This window comes from Moorena sp. SIO3B2, from assembly GCF_010692525.1.
In the GTDB taxonomy this organism is placed as follows: Bacteria; Cyanobacteriota; Cyanobacteriia; order Cyanobacteriales; family Coleofasciculaceae; genus Moorena; species Moorena producens.
In genome coordinates this window covers 8,709-16,347 of the sequence record NZ_JAAHHE010000140.1, presented here as the reverse complement: position 1 = coordinate 16,347, position 7,639 = coordinate 8,709, and the positions used below count along the sequence as shown (strand labels likewise).

Annotated in this window: 10 protein-coding genes; 4 read left to right on the top strand and 6 right to left on the bottom strand. The window is 44.7% G+C overall.

All coding sequences use genetic code 11. From position 1 onward, the window contains the following. The 5 genes from F6K38_RS23730 to F6K38_RS23710 all read right to left on the bottom strand — a co-directional run. On the bottom strand, window positions 1-234 hold a 234-nt coding region (locus F6K38_RS23730; RefSeq protein WP_287357605.1), incomplete at its 3' end, for an AMIN domain-containing protein. A gap of 268 nt (window positions 235-502) precedes the next feature. Further along, on the bottom strand, window positions 503-1,258 hold the full coding sequence (locus tag F6K38_RS23725; RefSeq protein WP_287267081.1) for a GspMb/PilO family protein: 756 nt from the start codon (window positions 1,256-1,258) through the stop codon (window positions 503-505). Then, the gene (locus F6K38_RS23720) at window positions 1,255-2,055 is read right to left on the bottom strand and encodes a PilN domain-containing protein (protein WP_008189108.1); all 801 of its coding nucleotides are present in this window, start codon (window positions 2,053-2,055) and stop codon (window positions 1,255-1,257) included. Before F6K38_RS23720 ends, F6K38_RS23725 begins: the two co-directional genes overlap by 4 nt. Window positions 2,056-2,059: 4 nt before the next feature. Further along, window positions 2,060-3,163 carry a type IV pilus assembly protein PilM gene (pilM, locus tag F6K38_RS23715; RefSeq protein ID WP_044495077.1) on the bottom strand — a complete coding sequence of 368 codons (1,104 nt, stop codon included), beginning with the start codon at window positions 3,161-3,163 and terminating at the stop codon, window positions 2,060-2,062. Between the two features lie 202 nt (window positions 3,164-3,365). Continuing rightward, entirely contained in the window at window positions 3,366-4,664 is a 1,299-nt protein-coding gene (locus tag F6K38_RS23710; protein WP_287357603.1) for a bifunctional folylpolyglutamate synthase/dihydrofolate synthase, read from the bottom strand. A 68-nt stretch (window positions 4,665-4,732) separates the two neighbouring features. Here F6K38_RS23710 and bchM point away from each other — a divergent pair, with 68 nt between their 5' ends. The 4 genes from bchM (at window position 4,733) to F6K38_RS23690 (ending at window position 6,895) form a co-directional block, all read left to right on the top strand. Further along, complete coding sequence (gene bchM, locus F6K38_RS23705) at window positions 4,733-5,419, top strand: magnesium protoporphyrin IX methyltransferase (protein WP_287357601.1); 687 nt, start codon at window positions 4,733-4,735, stop codon at window positions 5,417-5,419. Between the two features lie 299 nt (window positions 5,420-5,718). Further along, window positions 5,719-5,871, top strand: coding sequence for a hypothetical protein (locus F6K38_RS23700; RefSeq protein ID WP_287267085.1), 153 nt, complete (start codon window positions 5,719-5,721; stop codon window positions 5,869-5,871). A 230-nt stretch (window positions 5,872-6,101) separates the two neighbouring features. Continuing rightward, window positions 6,102-6,503, top strand: a complete 402-nt coding sequence (locus F6K38_RS23695) for a hypothetical protein (RefSeq protein WP_008189100.1) — start codon at window positions 6,102-6,104, stop codon at window positions 6,501-6,503. 14 nt (window positions 6,504-6,517) lie between these two features. Then, window positions 6,518-6,895, top strand: a complete 378-nt coding sequence (locus tag F6K38_RS23690; protein WP_008189098.1) for a DUF423 domain-containing protein — start codon at window positions 6,518-6,520, stop codon at window positions 6,893-6,895. Window positions 6,896-7,037: 142 nt separating this feature from the next. Here the strand turns inward: F6K38_RS23690 and F6K38_RS23685 are convergent. After that, window positions 7,038-7,639: glycosyltransferase family 2 protein (locus F6K38_RS23685; RefSeq protein ID WP_353737215.1), on the bottom strand; the 602-nt coding region annotated here is incomplete at its 5' end.

The window sequence follows — 7,639 nt, the reverse complement described above, 5'->3', positions numbered from 1 at the left end:
GGGCAAACTCAGCTGGGTATTAACCAGATCAGCTACCAAAACATTGCCTTGGTTAACAGCAAAAATCTGTGGACGCTCATTGCCCCCTTTTGTCTCAAGTTTCAGTTCCAGTTCACTCCCCTGCTGGTTGAACCGTATGGCACTAACTTGGCTTGCTGCGACTACAGGCTGTGTTGCCCATAAAGCCATTGCTGTAGCCGCGAACACTCCACCACATACTTGAATCTGTCTCACGATCGATTTCTCCAATCTCCTGACTCAAATCACAGAAATTATTCCATACAAAGGGCTGTTGACGGTTGACTATTGACTATTGACCGTTGAGACGTTAAAGAGAAAACACTAAACACTCAACAAACAACCATAATCACCAACACTAATAACCCTGTCATATCAATCAAACAGCAAGTTATCCCAATTTCCAACAACTTGCCTACCGATCAATTTACCCATCTTGCCATCTACCCATCATTATTGGTAGCAATAATAAAGTAATTTGGGATTATTTCTTCTTACCTGACTGTTTCTTATCATTCTTTTCCTCAGCTTTTTCTTCCTCCTTATCCAAATCTCTAGCAGGCATGAGAGCTTCCAGGGTTAAGCTAGTTTTAAGCTTAGGTTGAGGACCAGGAACTACTCTACCTTGCTGTAGCACTAGTGTTTGCGGTTCACTGATTTGAGCTTCTAGGTCTTTGATCAGCAACATCGACTGTAGCCGCTCAAAGCTGCGCATAATTGACTGCACTTGTTGGAAGCTACCCTCAATTTCGACATTGACGGTTCTCCGTTTTAATTTTCCATCAACTAAGGTTCCTAGAGACCCATCATTAACTATATTGATTCCCTCGGAATCTGGCTCATATCTAAGCAAAGTTCCTCTAGTATTCTTAACAAAGGTATTGAGATCAATCAATAAGGTATCCAAAGTTTTGTCACTGGCAAACAAACTCAAAACCCGGCGGTTTTGCTGCTTGGCTTGCTTGAGTTCATCCTCTTTCTGTTTAATTTTTTTCTGGAGTACTTCGGGATTTTGGAGGTCATCTTGCTTGGTTGATAAATCATTTCGTAAAGTCTGATACTCCTGCCAAGCCGGTAACATCAGGTTCATGGCTAGATAGACAGCAGCGGCCACACCAAGAATAGCAAAGGTAATCCCAGAAACTTGGGGAGTAAAGGTAATGCCGAAGGCAGTAGGATACTCAGGCTCTTCCTCCTGACCTTCAACACTCATAAAGTCGTCATCAGTAGCATAGGTCATTGTTGAATCACTCCTTGGGATTGAAGGTTTCTAATCCGAGTCACTAATCCTACTGCTCCTTTACGGTCTAACTCTTTTAATATCTCAGAAGCGGGGATATCACTCAGTTGAGTTTTAATAGTATATTCTACCACTTTTGGCAGGGTATATTTTACCTGAGTTACTAATTCTTTTTGACTCTCAGGAATTTCTAATTTGGTGGGATTATTGATTAACTGAGCTTTGATCAGTTGAGTGTCATTTTTGTCGAAAAAGGAAGAATTCTGTAGCGTCAGCAAAAAGTAATTCACATCATCAAAGGTTCGAGCTGTACCGGAAATATCCAGCTCAATTCTAGGTCGTGAGTTAGCGTTAGACTCATCCTTAGAAGCATTTTTGTCAGTGACTTGCTGTTGCTCGATGTCTTTAATTTGGACTCCGGGGGGAGTGCGCTCACGAATGTCCTGTAACATCGCTGACCAAGGCTTAATTTGATTAAAGACACTGGCAAGAGCATTAGTTTCGTCGTTGACCAGCTTGAGTTCCTTGTTTAGCTTACTAATTCGTTGCTTTTGCGCCCCCAAGGCTGCCAGTTTCTTGTCAACATCAGCAATTTCTTCCTTCAACCGGGCGTTTTGATGTTGGAGAACTACCCAAAAGCCTCCCACCAATCCAGGTAGGATTAGACCGACTGCAGCTCCAATCAGTAGAGGGGTCATTTCCCCTAGGGCCATCCCTGGTCTAGCCGCTCCATCCTGAACGGACTTGATCTCCTCAGGATTTCGGTCTTTTAAAAAATTAATATCAAGACTATACATAGTGCTATACCTCTCGTAATCCTAATCCAAGCACAGTTCCTAAGCTCGGTCGTTGTACCATCGGAATATCTTTCTCCACTTCTAGAGAAAGAGCCGCCACGGGATCCACCTGAATCGTAGGCAAGCTTAACCGTTGGGTGAAAAATTCATCAAGTTGTCCGATACCACCCCCAGGACCAGCTAGTAGAAGTTGGGCTACTTCTAGATTGTCCATCTGATTGAGGTAAAAATCGATAGAGCGGCGTAGTTCATCAGCAATTTCTCCCAAGACTTGGATCAGAGCTACCATACCTGGATTTACCCCGGTCGAGCCGGTGCGCATGCCATCAACTGGGGTACTGGGAATAGTCATCCCTTGGAGGAGTTCAGTGTTTCTAGAGGCTGGTAAATTCATCGCCCGTGATAGAGCACTCTGAAGTTGGTAGGTACCAATGGGAACAGTACGGGAAAACTGCGGTACACCATCTACAATAATGGCAATTTCAGTACTATCAAATTCAATATCTACCAGAACGGCTGCTTCTTGGGAAGGAAATTGACGCAGTTGTTCTCGGATGGTACGAATCAGGGCAAAGCTATTAATTTCCAGTACATCTACTTGTAAACCTACCTGCTCAAAGGTATCGAGATAGCTATCGGTGATTTCTTTACGAGTAGCCACCAGCAGCACTTGCACCTTTTCGATTCCATCTTCATCGACGAAGAAGCCAAGCTTCTGATAATCCAAATCCACTTCTTCCCGGGGATAGGGCAAATATAAGCCAGCTTCATGGTTGAGTACCATATCCCGGAGCTCGTTATCATCTAGCTCAGCAGGAATCGGAATAATCCGGATTACTGCTTCCCGCATGGGTAAAGCAGTCGCAACCCGCTCCACTTTCACTTGACTTTCCTGTAGGGCTTCTCGAATCAGTTCCGCTAAACCAGGGGAATCAACAATCTGTCCTCCTTCCCAGATCCCTTCTGGAACCTCATGAGCATATAGGGTGGTAGCTTTGAGGCTCTGACCTTGCCGCTGCAATTGAGCAATATGAATTCGTTCTGGGGCTAATTCTATACCAACACCTTGCTTGCGCCGGGAAAATAAATTTTTAAAACGGTTAACCATATCTAGCAAAGGGAGTAGGGAGTAGCGGATCTGGGAATATGGGATCAAAAATTATCAGAATTTATTTAGCTACCCGATCTGAGTTAGGTAGATGGGGGTTTCAACATTAGGTTGCTTTTGATCGTACCCAATTTATCTTATAATCATGACAATTTTTTGATTAATCCTGAAATTAATTACTGTAGCGATTAGCGATTAGCGATTAGCTATTCCCATTACCACCAACAAAAGCTTCTGTTCGCAAAAAGTGACCAACTAGGTACAGAGAACCACAAAGGACAGTAATCTTCTCTTCAGCTTCGGCTTTGTTAAAGGTACCACGGAGTCCTGTCACTAACTCTGGATACATAGCACAATCGGCTAAGGTTGGACAAATTTGTTGCGCGAGAGTAGCCAAGTAGTCTAACTCAGCTGAACTATGGTCTGGTACTGGCACTAGAGATAATCGATCCCCTGGTCTGAGCAAGGCATTAAAAATACCAGCATGGTCTTTGGTTGAGAGTATACCCATGACCCAGTTGACCGATTTACCTAGGGTATCAACATATTGTCTCAAAACCTGAGCAGAGGCTTGATTATGGGCTCCATCAATCAGTAAATGGTGATTCTCCCAGCTAGTCCACTGCAAACGTCCCAGCCAAGTGGTTTTCGCCATCCCCAATGCGATCGCATCTTCTGGAATCTCCCAACCTTGCTGTTGCAGAACTTGTACCGTTGCGATCGCAATCGCCGAATTAACCAACTGCACCTCCCCCAACAAGGGCAAATTATAGCTGACTCCCCCATACTCCACCCATCTGAGATGCTTTCCGGTGCTTGGGGTCTTACCTTCTGGCAAATCCACTGCTGAGTCTACCCACACCACTGGACACCCCAACTGATTCACCCTTGATTCAACCACTGCCCTAGCCTCTGGCGGGAGCGGACCAATGACCGCAGGACAGCCATACTTTAGGATTCCAGCCTTCTCCTTGGCAATATCAGCCAAGGTTGGACCAAGGCGCTGCCAATGTTCCCAACTCAGGGATGTGATAATACTAACCAAAACGCGATCGCATACATTCGTTGCATCTAGCCGTCCTCCCAATCCCACTTCTATTACAGCCACATCCACCTGCTGCTGAGCAAAATACAACCAAGCAGCAGCAGTAGTCACTTCAAATAGGGTAGGTGGATCGGAACAGTTTTTTGGAATTGCTGCCTTAACTTGCTCCAAAATTGTGCCTAGGGTATGGCTAGAGATGGGTTCTTGGTTAAGGCAAATCCGTTCTGTCCAATCAACCAAGTGAGGAGAAGTATAACGTCCGACTCGGTAGCCAGCTTGGGTGAGTATAGAAGACAGGTAGGCACAAACTGAGCCTTTACCATTAGTTCCAGCCACGTGAATGATTGGAAAATTCTGCTGGGGGTTACCTAAGCGCGATAGAAGTTGCTTAATCCGTTCTAAGCCAAGCTCAACGCCAAAGTATTTAAAGGATTGGAGAAGGTCGTCAATATCCATGGGATGATTTTTGATGAACCGCAAAGACGGGAAGGACACCAAGCTCAGGAGAGTGTTTGTTATTAAATATGAATACAGTTAATGATAAGGCGATTGTTAAAGACTATTTCAATGCCACTGGGTTTGACCGCTGGCGGCGGATTTATGGTGATGGCGAGGTTAACCGGGTACAGCAAGATATCCGGATTGGTCATCAGCAGACTGTGGATAAAGTGATTAGTTGGCTGGAGGCTGATGGAAATTTGTCAGGTTTGTCGATTTGTGATGCTGGTTGTGGTGTTGGGAGTCTGAGTATTCCTCTGGCCAAAGCTAGCGCTATAGTTTTTGCTAGTGATATTTCTCAGAAAATGGTAGGTGAAGCTCAGGTAAGGGCTAAGGAGAGTTTAGGGAATACTGACAATCTCTCCTTTATGGTCAAGGATTTGGAAGGGTTAGGTGGTAGCTACCACACCGTAATTTGTCTAGATGTGTTGATTCATTATCCCCAGGATAAAGCGGCTGAAATGATAACTCACTTAGCCTCTTTGGCCGAGTCTCGTTTAATTCTTAGTTTTGCCCCGAAAACGTTGCTTCTTACTGCACTCAAAAAGATTGGTGAGTTTTTTCCAGGACCAAGTAAAACCACTCGTGCCTATCAGCATCGAGAAGCAGATATCGTTACTATTTTAGAAAATAATGGGTTTTCGATTCAGCGACAGGAAATGACTAGCACTCGCTTTTACTATTCTCGCTTGTTGGAAGCTATCCGTAACTAAAAAAAAAGCATTCAGCGGTCAGCCCTCAGCGGTCAGCCCTCAGCGGTCAGCCCTCAGCGGTCAGCCCTCAGCAGTCAGCAGATGTAACAGAGATTAAATGAATGCTTACCGCTTTGATTCAAAAGCACCGATTGGGCTACGCGCATGCTGCGCGAACAGTAGCCTGGCACAGGCTTCGACCCTGGGAGGTAACCCATAAGCTGATACGCGACACGCTGATAACTGATAACTGAAAGCTGAAAGCGTAAGCATTCAGCCGTCAGCCGTGAGCTAAAAGCTCACGCTACTTGAGGTGCTTTTTGGCACAGGCTTTGGCCTTGGCCTTTTGGCCTTTTGGCCACGCTACGCGAACGGCCACGCGTGCGCGTTTGGCCACGCTGTGCGAACGACCCTGGGACTTCACTCAGCATTATTCCAATGCTTACTTGTTTTATTCAAAAGCTGAGAGTTGATAGCTCAGAGCTGATAGCTCAGAGCTGAAAGCTGAAAGCTGAAAGCTGAAAGCTGAAAGCTGAAAGCTGAATACTTACCTGAAAGCTGAAAGCTGAAAGCTGAAAGCTGATAGCTGATAGCTGAATAATTACCTGAAAGCTGAAAGCTGAAAGCTGAAAGCTGAAAGCTGAATACTTACCTGAAAGCTGAAAGCTGAAAGCTGATAAACGTTTGTTAAAAATTTGCTATAATGAAACGGTTTAAAAAAATATCTGCTGGTTTGCTGCTTACCTTTGGTATTCTATTATTGATGGTACCTGTTGTAGTTTCAATTCGAAGGGAAGCAACGTCGCAAGATAAAGTTGATGCAGTGGGAAGCTTGATAGTAGGTATCCCAGCTACCTTCTGGGGAGTATGGTTAACATGGGTAATGTATCGACAAGATCAAAAAGAAGTTATCGAGCACCTTCAGTCTACATTTTATCGCTTGATTCAAGACGAAAATGGTAGAATTTCAGTCTTGAAATTAGCAATGGCAGCCAAACTTCCTATAGATGTAGCTCAAGACTATTTGGATCACAAAGCTAGAGAGTGTGATGCCACCTTTGAGGTTACTGAAGAAGGGAGAATATTTTATAATTTTACACTTTAGTAAGGACAAAATTGATGACTCGGATTTTTTTAGCGATCGCATCGATTTTAGGAGGATTATCAGTAGCAGCTGGAGCCTTTGCTAGCCACGCTTTGAAAGAGAAACTGACCGAACGAGCATTGGAAATTTTTCAGACTGGTGCTCGCTATCAAATGTACCATGCTCTAGCGCTAATGTTGGTAGCCTTGTTGTTGAGCCGTTCAGAAGTAGCACAAACCTCCCTTACCGTAGCTGGCTCAGCTTTTATCGCTGGAATTGCCATTTTTTCTGGTAGTTTGTACGCCCTGAGTTTAACCGGGATCAAGTGGCTAGGAGCGATCGCACCATTAGGTGGTGCAGCGTTGATCTTGGGATGGGGTTGTTTAGCGATCGCTGCTTTCTCTTTCCAGTAATCATTCTCGACACTAATATTGTCTTGACTGTTGACAGTCAACCTTCAACCTGTAACCTTCAACCTTCAACCTTCAACCTTTAACTTTCAACCTTAAATTTTAAATCTTAAACCTTAAATTTTAAATCTTAAACCTTAAACCTTCAACCTTGAATCTCCCGCTCAGCAGCATAAACACCTTGGACGTTATACCAGTTAAGGAAAATTCGGGCAATTTCTAAAGCTAGCTGGGATTTACCTCGGTCAATTAGCCATTGTAAAAAGGGAGCCATAGTGCGTTCGTTGAGTCGTCCACCTAAAGACAGAATCCCCCAGAGTAATCGGTGTAGCCAGGTCATCTGAATCATCATCCTGACTTCCCAGGTAGGGTGCTTCCGGTAGAACAATACACCCATACGCCCCCGTTGAATTTCCCGGTCAATCATCCGGGGAATTTGGTCGAGGCTAAAGGGAGGATGCCAATGATAACCTACCGCTTCCGGACATTTAATCAGTTTTAAGCCCAGCTGTTTTAGTCGGACACCCAGTTCTAAGTCTTCCCAGCCATAAAGTTGGAAGCGGGTATCAAACAGTCCAGCTTCTAAGAGCCATTTGCGTGCGATCGCAACATTCCCCGTCGCAAAATAGGCAGCAGAGAAATCAGTAATTTTATAGGGTTCGCTGGTAGGGTCGTCGAAATTACAGGTATTGATCACCCAACCGTAGGTAAATAAGCGATCGCATCCCAGACGCTGCTCTGCCTGTA

What these genes read in the sequence shown, in the direction of transcription:
- F6K38_RS23725 (WP_287267081.1), bottom strand. Translation starts at nt 1,258, where the DNA reads ATGACCTATGCTACTGATGACGACTTTATGAGTGTTGAAGGTCAGGAG.
- F6K38_RS23720 (WP_008189108.1), bottom strand. Translation starts at nt 2,055, where the DNA reads ATGTATAGTCTTGATATTAATTTTTTAAAAGACCGAAATCCTGAGGAG.
- pilM (WP_044495077.1), bottom strand. Translation starts at nt 3,163, where the DNA reads ATGGTTAACCGTTTTAAAAATTTATTTTCCCGGCGCAAGCAAGGTGTT.
- F6K38_RS23710 (WP_287357603.1), bottom strand. Translation starts at nt 4,664, where the DNA reads ATGGATATTGACGACCTTCTCCAATCCTTTAAATACTTTGGCGTTGAG.
- bchM (WP_287357601.1), top strand. Translation starts at nt 4,733, where the DNA reads ATGAATACAGTTAATGATAAGGCGATTGTTAAAGACTATTTCAATGCC.
- F6K38_RS23695 (WP_008189100.1), top strand. Translation starts at nt 6,102, where the DNA reads ATGAAACGGTTTAAAAAAATATCTGCTGGTTTGCTGCTTACCTTTGGT.
- F6K38_RS23690 (WP_008189098.1), top strand. Translation starts at nt 6,518, where the DNA reads ATGACTCGGATTTTTTTAGCGATCGCATCGATTTTAGGAGGATTATCA.